This window comes from Mesobacillus sp. (assembly GCF_047739415.1).
Taxonomy (GTDB): domain Bacteria; phylum Bacillota; class Bacilli; order Bacillales; family Cytobacillaceae; genus Mesobacillus.
The window spans coordinates 1-13303 of the sequence record NZ_JBIQOE010000276.1; the positions used below are offsets into that span (position 1 = coordinate 1).

Annotated in this window: 16 protein-coding genes and 1 pseudogene; 6 read left to right on the plus strand and 11 right to left on the minus strand. The window is 44.7% G+C overall.

All coding sequences use genetic code 11. The features are described from left to right. Positions 1–363 (plus strand): annotated as a pseudogene (locus ACH0QE_RS21740) (monofunctional biosynthetic peptidoglycan transglycosylase); the annotation flags it as partial. 240 nt (positions 364–603) lie between these two features. On the opposite strand, the gene ACH0QE_RS21745 reads toward ACH0QE_RS21740, so the two are convergent. Together ACH0QE_RS21745 and ACH0QE_RS21750 are read right to left on the minus strand one after the other, a co-directional pair. Next, entirely contained in the window at positions 604–1116 is a 513-nt protein-coding gene (locus ACH0QE_RS21745; RefSeq protein WP_415802523.1) for a YwhD family protein, read from the minus strand. A 23-nt stretch (positions 1117–1139) separates the two neighbouring features. Continuing rightward, positions 1140–1727 (minus strand): site-2 protease family protein, encoded by a 588-nt coding sequence (locus ACH0QE_RS21750; protein WP_415802548.1) that lies wholly within the window; start codon positions 1725–1727, stop codon positions 1140–1142. A gap of 132 nt (positions 1728–1859) precedes the next feature. Here ACH0QE_RS21750 and ACH0QE_RS21755 point away from each other — a divergent pair, with 132 nt between their 5' ends. Continuing rightward, complete coding sequence (locus ACH0QE_RS21755) at positions 1860–2114, plus strand: 2-hydroxymuconate tautomerase (protein WP_415802524.1); 255 nt, start codon at positions 1860–1862, stop codon at positions 2112–2114. A 284-nt stretch (positions 2115–2398) separates the two neighbouring features. Here ACH0QE_RS21755 and ACH0QE_RS21760 read toward each other — a convergent pair whose 3' ends face one another. The 3 genes from ACH0QE_RS21760 to ACH0QE_RS21770 form a co-directional block, all read right to left on the minus strand. Continuing rightward, complete coding sequence (locus tag ACH0QE_RS21760) at positions 2399–2914, minus strand: YwgA family protein (protein ID WP_415802525.1); 516 nt, start codon at positions 2912–2914, stop codon at positions 2399–2401. 18 nt (positions 2915–2932) lie between these two features. Continuing rightward, positions 2933–4249: an HD domain-containing protein gene (locus ACH0QE_RS21765; RefSeq protein ID WP_415802527.1), complete on the minus strand. Its 1317-nt coding sequence runs from the start codon at positions 4247–4249 to the stop codon at positions 2933–2935. Between the two features lie 451 nt (positions 4250–4700). Next, complete coding sequence (locus tag ACH0QE_RS21770; RefSeq protein ID WP_082904432.1) at positions 4701–4922, minus strand: DUF1450 domain-containing protein; 222 nt, start codon at positions 4920–4922, stop codon at positions 4701–4703. Positions 4923–5239: 317 nt separating this feature from the next. Here ACH0QE_RS21770 and ACH0QE_RS21775 point away from each other — a divergent pair, with 317 nt between their 5' ends. Next, a complete protein-coding gene (locus ACH0QE_RS21775) occupies positions 5240–6106 on the plus strand; it encodes an RsfA family transcriptional regulator (RefSeq protein ID WP_415802528.1) in 867 nt (288 codons plus the stop codon). A 191-nt stretch (positions 6107–6297) separates the two neighbouring features. On the opposite strand, the gene ACH0QE_RS21780 is transcribed toward ACH0QE_RS21775, so the two are convergent. After that, on the minus strand, positions 6298–7143 hold the full coding sequence (locus tag ACH0QE_RS21780) for a lipoate--protein ligase family protein (RefSeq protein WP_415802529.1): 846 nt from the start codon (positions 7141–7143) through the stop codon (positions 6298–6300). Between the two features lie 123 nt (positions 7144–7266). After that, on the minus strand, positions 7267–8244 hold the full coding sequence (gene pta, locus ACH0QE_RS21785; protein WP_214904404.1) for a phosphate acetyltransferase: 978 nt from the start codon (positions 8242–8244) through the stop codon (positions 7267–7269). A gap of 254 nt (positions 8245–8498) precedes the next feature. On the opposite strand from pta, the gene hemQ reads away from it, so the two are divergent. Beyond that, positions 8499–9242 (plus strand): hydrogen peroxide-dependent heme synthase, encoded by a 744-nt coding sequence (gene hemQ, locus ACH0QE_RS21790; RefSeq protein ID WP_415802530.1) that lies wholly within the window; start codon positions 8499–8501, stop codon positions 9240–9242. 244 nt (positions 9243–9486) lie between these two features. Beyond that, positions 9487–9996, plus strand: a complete 510-nt coding sequence (gerQ, locus tag ACH0QE_RS21795) for a spore coat protein GerQ (protein ID WP_415802532.1) — start codon at positions 9487–9489, stop codon at positions 9994–9996. Between the two features lie 65 nt (positions 9997–10061). Here the strand turns inward: gerQ and ACH0QE_RS21800 are convergent, their stop codons facing one another. The 3 genes from ACH0QE_RS21800 to ACH0QE_RS21810 all read right to left on the minus strand — a co-directional run bounded on the left by ACH0QE_RS21800 (position 10062) and on the right by ACH0QE_RS21810 (position 11622). After that, entirely contained in the window at positions 10062–10433 is a 372-nt protein-coding gene (locus ACH0QE_RS21800; RefSeq protein WP_415802533.1) for a DUF423 domain-containing protein, read from the minus strand. Between the two features lie 18 nt (positions 10434–10451). Beyond that, entirely contained in the window at positions 10452–10754 is a 303-nt protein-coding gene (locus ACH0QE_RS21805; protein ID WP_415802534.1) for a YwdI family protein, read from the minus strand. A gap of 187 nt (positions 10755–10941) precedes the next feature. After that, positions 10942–11622, minus strand: coding sequence for a uracil-DNA glycosylase (locus tag ACH0QE_RS21810; protein WP_415802549.1), 681 nt, complete (start codon positions 11620–11622; stop codon positions 10942–10944). Positions 11623–11796: 174 nt separating this feature from the next. Between ACH0QE_RS21810 and ACH0QE_RS21815 the strand changes: the two genes are divergently transcribed. Further along, the gene (locus ACH0QE_RS21815; RefSeq protein ID WP_415802535.1) at positions 11797–12123 is read left to right on the plus strand and encodes a general stress protein; all 327 of its coding nucleotides are present in this window, start codon (positions 11797–11799) and stop codon (positions 12121–12123) included. A 97-nt stretch (positions 12124–12220) separates the two neighbouring features. On the opposite strand, the gene ACH0QE_RS21820 is transcribed toward ACH0QE_RS21815, so the two are convergent. Next, entirely contained in the window at positions 12221–13240 is a 1020-nt protein-coding gene (locus ACH0QE_RS21820; protein WP_415802536.1) for a thiazole biosynthesis adenylyltransferase ThiF, read from the minus strand. Positions 13241–13303: the final 63 nt, after the last annotated feature.

Here is a 13303-nt window from a genome sequence, read left to right on the forward strand (position 1 = left end):
GGCTATACCCCTCAGCTCGTTTCCGCCGTATGGACAGGTTACGATAAAGGCAAGCCCATTGAACTGACAGTAGAGAAATCTTATGCGAAGAATATCTGGCTGGATTTTATGGAAAAAGCGCTTGATCATGAGCCTGCGAAAAAATTCAAGGCAGCAAAAGGGACTGTTGCCGTCTACGTTGACCCTGCCAATGGCAAGCTCGCTGCTGACGGATGTCCGGTAAAAAGACTGACCTTGTTCGCTGCAGGTACAGAGCCTACTGAGTACTGCACAGATCATTTGGATCATGAAGAGCATAAGGAAGAGCAGCCTAAGAAGGAAAAGGAAAAGAAGCCTTGGTACAAGCGGATTTTCGGGTTGTAGACCATCCTATATACCATACGGTGTCAACAACAATTATCTCACTATAATAAGAAAAAGTTCTTCTTTTACAAAAGAAAAACCCCGGAAGCAAGCCTCCGGGGTTTTTCTCGTCCTAGCATAAAATGTGTTTTACGCTGATATCAGTTTACTTTTTTTATTGCATTTGAGCAAGCCAGATATTGTCACTCGCTGTTAAATGTCACAATTTAGACAAATTATTAGGAGAATTATCCAAATATATTAATTAGCTAATAAATCGCTCTTCAGCTTGTCTTCAGACCGTTCCCACATTCCCGGATCATGATTCTTCAGGAAATCAGCTAGGATCTGTTTTGATTTTTCATCCATATGGTCCACAATGATATGGCGCTTGATCGACTTATCAAGACGGTTCACATGCTCAGGCAGCGATTTGTAGCCGCGGCGGATTTCACGGTTGACGGTCATTTCGCATGCTGTGACACCTGCATAATAAGGGCCTTCTTCCTTCCTGTCAATCGTCACCCAGACAACCCAATATGGCTTGGCATCAGGCACTTCATCTCGGTTAGGGAGAAACTTGATCCCTTTCTCAACAGCACTGCGCGCGTGCATCGCACCAACTTCTACAGCTGCCTCACCCGCATCCACGTCAATGATGACAGGCGAGACATTATCAAGTGTGAGAACACCTTTTCCAAAACCCTTGTGGCCATCCATCGGGTCATTTTTAATAATATTGAAGCCAATATTCTTGCCCTTTTTTTCTTCCATGTTGGAAACCTCCTTAAAATGAATCAGAAAAATAGATTGTATATTCCATCAGTCACAGCCGGAATCAAATAGTAGAAAATCGGCTGGATTGTATATTGGTCAAGTGGCGTGATCACAAGTATCAAGAAAATAATCGATCCATACGCTTCATACTGGGTCATTTTTGCCCTGATGTCCGCTGGTGCCAGGTCCTCGATGATTCGGTAACCATCAAGCGGCGGGAACGGCAACAGGTTGAAGATGAACAGCATCGCATTCAGTCCGATAAAGATATTCAGGAAGTCCAGCAAAAACTCTGGAACCCCAGGCGCCAATCCAAGCATCACAAATATGTACCAGATGGCAAATGCCAGGAAGACAAGAATAAGATTGCTTACTGGCCCGGCAACCGACACGAGCACTCCGGCAAGCTTTGGATTTTTGAACATGAAGCGATTGACCGGAACCGGTCTCGCCCATCCGAATCCAGCGATGAAAATCAAGATTGTTCCCAGCGGGTCCAAATGTTTGATTGGATTCAGTGTCAAGCGCCCCTGTCTCTGGGCGGTCGGGTCGCCAAACTTATACGCAACCCAGGCGTGCGCGAATTCATGGACCGCGAAAGCGATCATCAACGCCGCTGCTACAAACGGAATTTCCTCTAACGAATAGGGTAAGCTCACATTCCATTCCCCTTTTTTATCTTTTCTCTAAAGTATAACTCATTCTTGTTGTAATGTGAAAAAGACAATCTTCCACCGGACTTGCGAATTTTCGCGAATTATGAAAAACTCAATTTAGATTATATCAACCATTTCAAGGAGGCAAAGCAAATGCCATACGTAACAGTAAAAATGATTGAAGGACGCACAGAGGACCAAAAGAAAGCACTAGTTGAAAAAGTAACCGACGCTGTCAGCGAAACAACTGGAGCGCCTAAAGAGAAAGTCGTCGTGTTCATCGAGGAAATGACGAAGAATCATTATGCAGTTGCAGGCAAGCGATTGAGTGATGAATAGAGTGGACTAAAAGCTCAGAGGATTCTGGGCTTTTTTCTTTTATGTGACAAGTTTACTTGTGCCTTACCTTTTCACGGGCACATGCTTCCCTTTCTTGTGACCGTAAACCCCGGTTTCTTCTTTTCACGGGCACATGTTTCCCTTTCTTGTGCTCGTGAACCGCGGTTTCTACTTTCCACGGGCACATAATGTATACTGCCTAACCTAACCCTTCTTCAACTAAACAAAAAACCGAGCACAAAACCCAAATTAGGTCCCATACTCGATTCATAATAAAAATCTTCTTATGCGAACATTTGCCTCGACTTGGTTTTCAAGCCCGCAATATAAGCATAAGCTTCGTCGATTTCTTCGTCGGTGTATTTCTGGCTCTTTTTCACGGTCTGGATTTTTTCCCGGACCTCGGCTTCTGGCAAGTTATCAAAATACAAAACAGTTGAAACGAGTTCAAGGAATCTTGCATTCTGGTCGTTGATGTCGGTCAGGCAGTCGCCAAGGCATGGCATCTCGACGCTGTTCTCGCCAAGGAATTCCTGGCCTGCTTCGGTCAATGTGTAGCGGTACTGGTAGTAGCCGCCTTTCTTTTCCTTCACTTCGTCCAAAAAGCCCATGTTGCAAAGCTCTTCTACCCGCAGTGTAAGTTCTTCGGAATATGGTCCGTAAAAATGGAACTGGAAGCGTTCCTGGAACGGGAATTCCATCTTTTTTGCGATATAGATCATTTTCTGCAGTTTTTTTCTGCCGATGACCTCTCCGGAAACTGAAATGGCATGTATGATTTTAGCGTGGTCTTTTAACAAAACGCGTCAACTCCTGTATCAAATGGTCCCATTGTCTAAGTTCAGCTCAAGAATCTGTGCAATCTGTTCAATCTCAGGGCGTGCTTTCTCCTTTTCCAGGAAATCGGAAGGATAATATAGTTTATGGTCTGTCCGTCTTTTACCTGAAATGGCGTCGACAATATCGGACTCTCTCGATAGCTCACGGATTTCGCCGTTTTTCTTCAGCAGATGGATCGGAAGCCGTTCTTCCTCTTCACCTGGACGGTAAAAGTCGTAAGGCAGGTCTGATGATGAATCGACAACCAGGTAATATTCAGGATCCAGTCCCGCCTGCTCGAATAACACGGAAAGCTTGGCAAGCTTCTTGTATTCTTTAGCAGGATCGAACTCGACATATTTAAATAGATTGCGGTTATTGAAGCGGCGGCACAAATCGCTCAGGATTTCGTCCTCTTCTTCCTCCCAAATCTGGAAATAGTAGAGGAACACGGCTTCATCCAGCTTTAAATAGTCTTCCAGTGTCATGCGGTCTTCAAAAATTGAGTAAAAATGATGCGGTTTATGTTTAAAGGTGTAGTTTTGCTCGTGAAGGTGTTTGGCACGGTGCAGGATTTTCGTCAGGATGACCTCTGCACTCCTTGTCACTGGATGGAAATAAACCTGCCAGTACATCTGATAGCGGCTCATTATGTAGTCCTCGACAGCATGCATCCCGCTTTGCTTGATCACGACTTGGTCCTCGCGCGGACGCATCACACGCAAAATTCGTTCCATATCAAAGTGTCCGTAGCTGACTCCTGTAAAATAGGCATCCCTTTGCAGGTAATCCATCCGGTCAGCATCAATCTGGCTTGAAATCAGGCTGATGACAAGCTTGTTCTCATACGTTTTTTCAATGACCTCAGCGACTTTCTTCGGGAAGTCCGGCGCCACTCTCGACAGCACTTGATTCACTTCTGTATCGCCAAGGATGATTTCCCTTGTAAAATCTTCGTGGTCAAGGTCGAATACCTTCTCGAATGAATGCGAGAACGGCCCATGGCCAAGGTCATGAAGCAGGGCCGCGCATAATGATAATAGGCGCTCCCCTTCGTTCCATTCAGGACGGGATGCAAACGCATTGTCCACAATCCGGCGCGTGATTTCATAGACGCCCAGAGAATGGTTGAACCGGCTGTGTTCAGCTCCGTGGAAGGTTAGGTATGTCGTGCCGAGCTGCTTGATCCTTCTCAGGCGCTGAAACTCCTTCGTTCCGATCAAATCCCAGATCACCCGGTCACGGACATGGACATAGCGGTGTACTGGATCTTTGAAAACTTTTTCTTCAAATAGCTTTTCTTCCGAATATCCCATCGTTCTCCTTCTTCCTGATTAGCTTGTTTTTATTATAGCCTGTTTTGTTCGTCAAATCATCTCGATTTTCTGCAAATTTTTACAAATATTGCATATATCAATGCAGGGTTCTGCTGATTTCCGTTCCAGGCGCTTCGCTTTCTGCGGGTGGCCCGGGGAGCCTCCTCAACGCTTTCAGCGCCTGCGGGGTCTCCCCTGCTCCATGCTCCCGCAGGAGTCTTCGCGCCTTCCACTACAATCAACAGGAAATTCTAATCAATATTGCTTTTTAATCATGCTATTATAAAACGCTTTATCAGCCAAAAATTTCTCCATTACCTTACTTTCCAATTTCCAAGCAGGGTTAAACTAGTTTGCAAGTTTCCCTGGAAAAAAAATCACCTCTAAACGATTGTTTAAAGGTGATTTATATAGGCTTTGTTTAAAAGCCATTATATTAAAAATTAAAAACTTACTTAAGTTTCTTCTGGACTTTCTCCATAAGCTCTTCTTCAGTCAGTGCAGCAACTGGCCGGTTGTTGACGAATGCGAATGTTTTTTTCCTGCCTGGTCCGCAATAAGACTGGCAGCCGATGTCGACAGTCGCTTCAGGATCCAGCTGTTTCAGCTTCGGAATCAATGTTTTAAGGTTTACGGCCTGACAATCGTCGCAAACACGGAATTCGTTTGCCATTTAGGACAACCCTTTCTATAAATACTGTCAAGCGCCAGCACCAGCCTCTCAAGTCACAAGCATTCTCCCTGCAAAAATCAGGAAAGCATGGACGCCTCCGCTTTTCGTTTTAGACTAAAGGGTATTTTACCTCTTATTCAAGATGAATGCAAGCTGTTGAACAGGACCTATTGCTTATCTATTTATATGAAAAACACGTATTTTACGCAAAAAATCTACTATCCTTCCATTATACGATGTATAAGCTTTCCAATTTCCGGACAAGATTGAACTATAAGTTTCTATAGTTAATCAAAGTAAAAGGGAGTTGAAGAAGGATGAAGACACGCCAGGATGCCTGGACGGAAGAAAATGATTTATTGCTAGCTGAAACCGTATTGCGACATGTGAGGGAAGGCAGCACACAATTGAACGCATTTGAAGAGGTGGGCGACAAGCTCGACCGCACTTCAGCCGCCTGCGGATTCCGCTGGAACGCAGTCGTCAGGCATAACTATGAAAAAGCATTGCAGCTTGCCAAAAAGCAGAGAAAACAGAGACAGAGAATCCTAGGAAAAGATCAAGGCGGCAAGAAGAAACTGCTTTACAATCCTCCGGTGCCTACACTGGATGAAAGTTTGACAGGTTCGCTGCCAGCGGTGGAGCAGGAAGAAGCTCAACCAACCTTTGACCTGTCAATGCTCGAACAGGACGACAAGGAAATTGACGCAGCACTTATGGCTGAAATGCAAGATTTAATGAACAAGAAGCAGGAACAAAAGGATTACTCTACTGAAGCAGCTGCAGAAATGGCCGAAATCCCTGTCCAGGAGACACAAACAAGGGTAACCCAGACAGTACAGACACAACCAGCCCGGCACACTGTTCCGCCTACCGGCATGACAATGGGACATGTGATTGCTTACCTGCAAAGCCTAAGCGGCTCTTCGCTTCAGGTAGATATTTATAAGAGTGAGAATGAAAGATTGAAGCGAGAAATCAATAGTTTAAGGAAACAAAACGAAGAACTGCAGGGAAAAATAAACAGGCTTGAAGAAAATACGAACACGATGCAGGAAGATTACGAAACACTTATGAAAATCATGAATCGTGCCCGAAAGCTCACCCTGTTTGAAGAAGAGGAACGTTCGGCAACAAAGTTCAAGATGGACCGCAACGGCAATCTCGAAAAAGTAGCGGAATAGAAATCTAGTTGCTAAATAGATAGATGGTAGATGGAGAAGGAGTTATGGCAACAGCCCCCTCTTAAGCTCTTATGAGACTTTTAAATTAGGAACTTGTAAATTTCAATTGTGAAAGGTCTCCGAAAAGAGCCTAAAACAAGCCGGAAAACATTAGTTTTCCGGCTTTTATATATTATTCTGAATTGAGCTCGCTACACCTTTGGCTCAAGGAATTTCTCATTTCGCTCAATGACCCGGTTGTAGTAGTGATCAAACAGTTCAATCTCATGGCCATCCAGGTAGCCTGATACCAGCTCATCGCTGTTGGCATTCAGGAATTTTAAAAACCTCAGCATCACATCCTGAATCGTCATATCAACACCGAATAGTTCGGAAAGCGAGGCCATGACTTCTGGCTGGACATCCGGATAGATGAATTTTGTCTGTTCCCCTTTTTTAGAAGTGTCATAAAACTCACGGATCAATTCAGCTCTCTGACTTCCACTCCCAGTCACACAAAGGTAGATTTGCACGGCGACCCCTTTTTTCAGGCGGCGCTGTGAGATTCCGGCAAATTTTTTCCCGTCAATGCTTAAATCATAGCTTCCCGGACAATAGGAAGCAGAAATCTCCCTTGCTTCTATATCTTTATTAAAATCAGCAAACATTTCCTTGATCAATAGCCACATAGCATCATAGCCGCGGTTGATATCGATCCCTTTTTCCTTCTCAGGCAAGATGAGAGATAAATTCAGGACCCCTTCATCGAGCACGACTGCAAGTCCCCCAGAGTTGCGGACAATATATTGGTAGCCCTGCTCTTGAAGATAATTCAGTCCCTCCTGGAGATGGGGAAGCCTTGTATCCTGGATTCCAAGGACGACCGTGTCATGGTGCACCCACGCTCTTGCGGTAGCCGGGGACTGGCCTGTGCCGACCGATTCGCATAATGTATCATCAGTGCCGAACGACTGAAGAGCATGAAAGTGGGCACCCAGCACCGACTGGTCAATCAATCTCCACTTATCCTGACGCAATAAATTGAGCGCCTCATCCATCGTGATTTCCTCTTTTCTTTCTGTAGCTTATTCGTTGATATTATAGCATATAAGGGAAAATCGGCTTAATTTGTATTCATTAAAAATGCCGATCGAATAATTCGACCGGCATGAAGGAATATTTTATTTAGTAAGTGCCTGAGCTGCTGTAATAAGCGCCAGCTTGTACACATCTTCCTCGCTGCAGCCGCGGGACAGGTCGTTTACCGGGCGGTTCAAGCCTTGTAAAATTGGGCCAACTGCTTCAAATCCGCCTAAGCGCTGAGCAATTTTATAGCCGATATTGCCTGCTTCAAGGCTAGGGAATACGAATACATTCGCATTGCCCATGATCACTGAATCCGGAGCTTTCTTTTCAGCAACAGATGGAACGAATGCCGCGTCGAATTGGAACTCTCCGTCAACGATCAATAAAGGATCACGCAGCTTTGCTTCTTCGACTGCCTTAGAAACTCTTTCAGTTTCAGGAGAAACGGCAGAACCCTTTGTTGAGAAACTGAGCATTGCCACTCGTGGCTCGACATCGAACATCCTCGCTGTCTTCGCGCTTTCAACCGCAATTTCTGCAAGGTCCTGGCTGTCCGGAGCGATGTTGATCGCGCAGTCAGCGAAGACATACTTCTCATCCTCACGCACCATAATGAAGACTCCAGAAGTTTTGCGCACGCCTTCCTTCGTCTTGATGATCTGCAAAGCAGGCCTTACCGTATCCGCAGTGGAGTGCGCTGCACCGCTGACAAGTCCGTCTGCTTTGTTTGAATACACAAGCATTGTTCCGAAGTAATTTTCATCAAGCAGGATTTTGCGCGCTTGCTCTTCCGTCGCTTTTCCTTTACGTCTTTCAACAAATGCAGCCACAAGTTCATCCATCATCGCAAAATTTACAGGGTCGTAAATTTCAACCGCTTCAAGTGAAACATCCATGTCCGCTGCTTTCGCCTGGATTTGTTCAATATTGCCCACTAAAATAGGTGTTAAGACACCGTCTGCAGCCAGCCTGCCAGCCGCTGCTAAAATCCGTTCGTCGAGGCCTTCCGGAAACACGATCCGTAAATTTTGTCCGCTTAATTTGGCTTTTAAGCCTTCAAATAAATCACTCATGCTGACTCCTCCTTTTATCTATACCTCTAGCATACTTTACCAACCCTAAATTTCAAGAATGTTATCGTTTACAACTTAGAAGTCTTTTTATTGTAAATTTTCAAGCATGTTTTCCTGCCCCTTTTACTATTTGCAATCTTTAACAAAATATCCTTTTTCCGCGCAGTATAAACAATCAGGGTTTTATAAACATGACGAATGGAGAAACTATGATATGATAAAGGTATATTGATGATTTTTAGGAGTGATATAAAATGACTGAAGCAGCACAGACTTTAGATGGCTGGTATTCCCTTCACGATTTCCGCACTGTAGATTGGACAACCTGGAAGATGCTCCCTGCAGAAGAGCGCCAGGAAATTATCCAGGAGTTCCTTGGACTGGTAGAAAAGTGGAACAAGACACAGGCTGAGAAACAAGGAAGCCATGCACTATATACAATTGTCGGCCAAAAAGCAGATTTCATGATGATGATTCTGCGCCCAACAATGGAAGAACTGAATGAGATCGAAACTGAATTCAATAAATCAAAGCTTGCTGAATACACAATCCCTGCTCATTCTTATGTTTCTGTTGTCGAGCTGAGCAACTACCTGCCAGCTGGAGAAGATCCATACCAAAATCCGCAAATCCTTGCACGCCTATACCCTGAGCTTCCAAAGGCTAAGCATGTTTGCTTCTATCCAATGGACAAGCGCCGCCAGGGTGAAGACAACTGGTACATGCTTCCGATGGAAGACCGCCGCAACATGATGCGCAGCCATGGAATGATCGGCCGCCAGTATGCTGGCAAGGTTAAGCAAATCATCACAGGATCTGTAGGCTTCGACGACTATGAGTGGGGCGTAACCCTGTTCGCAGACGATGTCCTTCAATTCAAGAAGCTTGTATATGAAATGCGCTTTGACGAAGTCAGCGCGCGCTATGGCGAATTCGGTTCATTCTTCGTAGGAAACCTGCTAGAAGAAGACCGTGTAGCAGCATACTTGAACGTATAAAACTAAAAAATTAAATCCCCAGGCATTTGCCTGGGGATTTTTATGTGCTATGGCAATGAAATTTCCAATTGAAAAGAGTTTTGTATCAAAATGTTCGAGTCATAAAATCAAGCTTTCCTCATATGTATTGAATAGTGAGAATTCATTTTACTTGTACTTCCAACCTGTAAAGCTCAATTTCACCATTTACATAAATAAAGGTGAATTTGAAGGAAAGGAAAAATACTTTTAAGGAGGCTACACAATGACTCAATACAATAATCCCTATTATAACTACAGAACATATCCGCAGATGTACCAGCCGTATAGCGGCAAAGAAGATCAGTCAACTGTTCAAGGCCAGATGGCGCAAATGGGACAAATGGGACAGATGGGACAGATGGGGCAAGCAGGATACCCACAAACAACTCCCTTCCCTGCCCAGTCTGGTGGCGCTATGCCAGGTGTCACTCCACAGGCCCCTGGAATGCTTCCAATTGAAGCATCCTATATAGAAAATATCCTTCGCCTGAATAAAGGCAAGCTCGCTACCGTCTACGCGACTTTTGAAAATAACACGGAATGGAACGCGAAAATTTTCCAGGGAATTATCGAAGCAGCTGGAAGAGACCATCTAATTCTCAGTGATCCGCAAACAGGGAAACGGGTCTTATTGCCGATGATTTACCTTGATTATGTTACATTTGATGAAGAAATCGAGTACGACTATCCTTTCGGCGCAGGCGCAGGATTGACTGCTTATCCACCAAGATAATGAAGTTAAAAGGAGCACACCAAAATGGCGTGCTCCTTTTCATCTTTATTGCATGCCTGCATCTATTACAAGTACTTCACAGCAGCAATCATCAGCAATACCCAGGCTGCAAGGAAGGAAACTCCGCCAAGTGGAGTAATTGCACCAAGAATGCTGATTTTTGTCACACTCAAAACATAGAGGCTGCCGGAAAATAACACGATCCCAATCAGCATCAGCCAGCCTGACCAGGAAAGAAGGGCACTTGCCGGAAGCTTTCCTAAAAGAACGCCTATGATTATAATTCCGGTTGCATGGAACATTTGATATGTAACGCCTGTTTTCCAGGTTTCTAAATATTTCGGCTCAACCTTGCCTTCAAGTCCATGTGCACCAAATGCTCCAAGCGCAACTGCCAGGAAAGCATTGATAGCTCCGATCAATATAAATAACTTCATCACTTTCACCTCTTAAATTTAGAAATCGAAGAGCGAGTCTCCGTTTGCGTTATCTTCCATCTCCAGCTTCTTAGGTTGCGGAATCATTGGTGACGGTTGATTAACCGGCATCTGTGGCGAAGGACTGCTGTGCTGTGGCGGAACAAATTGCTGTGCTGTCTGTTTTACAGGAGCTGCCCCTGGTACTTCATCAAGAACGAGCTCGCAAAGCGTTTTGATCGAGTGGATTCTTTCCCGCTGGACTGCCTCCGACTCCGCTGATTTTGCCCGCTTTAATTCCTCTTCCATTTTCAATAATAATTTTTGCAGTGAAATATTCATCGACTCACCTCCATAGGGTGTTATATATGTATATCCTACGAATCATGTAATAGTTGTACCGTTCCATTCTACAACAATTCACTTGTTTTTTCGACTTTAGGAATAGGTCCTTGCGCAACTTTAATGTTAGTTCCACGTGAAACATGTCGAGATTTGCTCATGAAAAAACTCTGGTTTCCCAGAGTTCTTAACTTTCCAGGTCCTCAATTTGCCAGTCAATCTCTTCTTCCCCTTGCTCTTTCAGCAGTTGATTCACCTTTGAGAACGGCTTGCTGCCGAAGAAGCCTCTTCTTGCCGAGAGCGGGCTTGGATGGACAGACATGATGATTTTATGTTTGTCGTCGTCAATCAACTTTAGTTTACCTTGGGCCGGCTTGCCCCAAAGGATGAAAATCACTGGCTTCTCGCGCTCGTTCAACAGGGTAATCACTTTATCGGTAAAATATTCCCAGCCTTTTCCCTTGTGTGAATTGGCTTCCCCTTCTCTTACTGTAAGGACAGTATTTAAAAGAAGCGCACCCTGCTCTGCCCATTTTTTTAAATAGCCGTTATCCGGAACTTCATAGCCAAGGTCGGCATTCAGCTCCTTAAAGATGTTCCGAAGCGAAGGCGGAATCTTAACACCAGGTTTTACCGAAAAGCTCAAACCATGAGCCTGTCCCTGGCCATGGTAAGGATCCTGACCGAGAATCACAACCTTCACATCCTCATAATCGGTGAACCTCAAAGCGTTAAAAATATCATCTTTTTCCGGATAGATTGTCTTGGTGCGATATTCTTCTATTAAAAATCCTCTCAAATCCAGATAGTAGGCCTTTTCAAATTCCTCTGCCAACAGCGGCTCCCAGCCATTATTTAAAAGTACGATTGTGACCAGCTCCTTTCATTTCTATCAAACTACCCGTTTCCCGAAACTATATGTGAACAATTCCCAGTATGTTTAATAAAGCGTATAACGGTTATATAAATAGTGTAGACGCGGAAAGCTAAAAAAGCTTCCCAAAACTAGTATAGGTAAAAAAATTTAAAGGAGGACGATACAATGATGAAAGTAGAAGTAGTAGAAAACGGCGTACAAGCCACAGAGAAAATCAACTCTCTTGAAGCTGCTGGCTTTGGTAAAGAAAACATTTATATATTCGCACATGATGAAAACCGCAGTGAGCACTTAACTGATGCTACTGAAACAGGCGGCATAGGCTTCAAGGAGCAAGGATTCTTTGATTCCATCGGAAATATGTTCAAATCCCGCGGAGACGAGCTTCGCAATAAGTTTGAATCCCTTGGTCTTTCAAAGCAAGAGGCAGAGAAGTATGAAATGGAATTGGATAAAGGCCGTCTCGTGCTAGTTGCATCTGACGAAAAGTAATCCACTTTGAACGGCAAAATCATAACCGATCCATAGAGATCGCTTATATAGAAACCCCCTGCTGATTTGGCAGGGGGTTTGCGCGTGTATAGAATCATTACCCGAAAAACCTCTGATAAATGCTTCGTGCCTGGGCCAAATCCTTTGTTCCATGAATAAGGGCGCGTCCATCCTGGAAAATGACCATCCTGTTGTCAACCATATCAACGGATACTAAATATGGATTCCCTTTAACCTGATAGCCTAAATCCCTCATTTTTTCAGCCGTTTCCTGCAGATTAAGCTGCTGCTGTTTTGGCGGCCTGATTTGAACAGTATCACGTCCGCAAAGGACTGTCGTCTTGGTCATGTTCTCAACGTCTAAATAAGGGTATTCAGGATGTTCACCGCAGCTCAGGCACCCTGGATCCTTCGCTTTAGACATTTTCATGCTACTGTACTGGTTTCGCCATAAATCAAAGCTGACGAATGACGTTCGCACAGCTTCCCAGTCTTCCACGAGGATTTTCAGCGCTTCCGCTCCCTGGTGGGCAATGACCATCTGCACAGCAGGACCGATAATGCCTCCTGTATCACAAGTCATCCCCTGAAGCGGAACAGTTTTTAGCAGACAGTTCAGACATGGCGTTTGACCTGGAATGATCGAAAAGCTCATCCCAAAGCTGCCAACGCAGGCACCATAGATCCAAGGAATCTTGTTTTTTTGTGAAATATCGTTAATAGCCATCCGCGTTTCAAAGTTATCCGTTGCATCGATGATGAGATCGACTCCATCGACAAGCTCTGCTAATTTTTCAGGAGTAGCGTCGGCGATATGGGCACTGATTTCAACATCAGAGTTGATCGCTCTGAGCCTTTTTTCTGCCGCAGCGGCCTTCGGAAGCTTCTCAGCGACATCTTCCTCTGTATATAACTGCTGTCGCTGCAAGTTACTCGCTTCAACATAATCACGGTCCACAATCGTCAGTCGGCCAACACCTGCCCTGACCAGCAGCTCAGCATTCCCAGAACCAAGTGCTCCAGCACCGATCATCAGTACATGTTTACTGCGGATTTTCTCCTGCCCGGCCTTGCCTATTGGAGGAAACAGAGTTTGACGTGAATATCTTTCTGACATAGGTTTACCCTCCTTGTAAAAAAGCGCGAGCGCCCAGACTGCTCACATGACTGGAACAAATCC